This is a genomic window from Sphingobacterium sp. LZ11T8 (assembly GCF_024261425.1).
In the GTDB taxonomy this organism is placed as follows: Bacteria; Bacteroidota; Bacteroidia; order Sphingobacteriales; family Sphingobacteriaceae; genus Sphingobacterium.
The window spans coordinates 1-1005 of sequence record NZ_JANBZY010000022.1 but is presented as its reverse complement, the minus strand read 5'-3'; the positions used below and the strand labels follow the sequence as shown (position 1 = coordinate 1005).

The following is a 1005-nucleotide window of genomic DNA, read 5'->3' as shown; positions in this document are numbered from 1 at the left end:
CATAACGAAAAATGGTAGCCGTAGTTGCCGGATTTACAGCACTTTCGTATCAATTTAGCACTTCGGTTCGTTAAAAGCACCAAAGTATCAAGTTGGCACGAAAGCCGGCAATTATCGGCTACCATATGTTAGTGGCATTTATCATTTCATTATATTCATTTGCTTTAACGCATTTTTTGTTACATTAATTCTCGATGAAATAAAATCATCAACATTCAATCCGTCTGTCGGAATTACATTTGTTGCAAAAAAATAAACATTAGATTTTGTTTCAACATAACCAACAAACCAACCATTATATTTTTCTTCTATCGAACTTAATCCAGTCTTACCGCTTAAAATGTAATTTTCAGTTCGCTCAATTTCCATAATATTTTTGACAATCTTTATTGTCCTATCAGAAATTGGAAATTTTGAAAAATAGAATTTCCTTAAAAAGTCGATTTGTTGTTTTTGAGATATTTTTGAATTTCCTTCAAGCCAAAAATTGTCAATCGTTAAACTGTCAAAAATCATATTTTTATACTCAAATTTTTCTAAATATTCTTTCATTTTAATTGTTCCGATTTTCCTTGCAATTTCCTGATAGCAAGGAACACAGGAAATTCTAAAAGCATCTTTAAATGATAAATCTTTTTCCCAAATATCCATTTTTCTCTGCTCGCCATTCCATTTTAAAATAGTTGTATCATTTTCAATAATGCCTAATTCAACAGCAATTATAGAATTTGGAATTTTGAATGTTGATGCAGGTAATTTTCCGTTTTTAGCCCAATCAAAGTCATTTGAGTAAAAAGTATTCTTGTCGTTATCATAAATTAGAATTGAACCATTTACTTGAAAACTATCTAAAATTTTGTCAAAATCAGAAATTTCTGTTTCAATTATGTTTTTATTCGTTGTTGTGTTACAGCAAACAAATAAAAATATCATTGAAATAAAAACTACAAATAAAATATTTTTCATTTATTGTCTAATTATCGTTTGTTTTTGTTGCCACTAACG

1 protein-coding gene is annotated in these 1005 nt (G+C 28.4%); it reads right to left on the bottom strand.

The annotated features are described in order from the left end of the window. Window positions 1–141 precede the first annotated feature (141 nt). Entirely contained in the window at window positions 142–966 is an 825-nt protein-coding gene (locus tag NLF99_RS19630) for a class D beta-lactamase OXA-347 (RefSeq protein WP_004295324.1), read from the bottom strand. Window positions 967–1005: the final 39 nt, after the last annotated feature.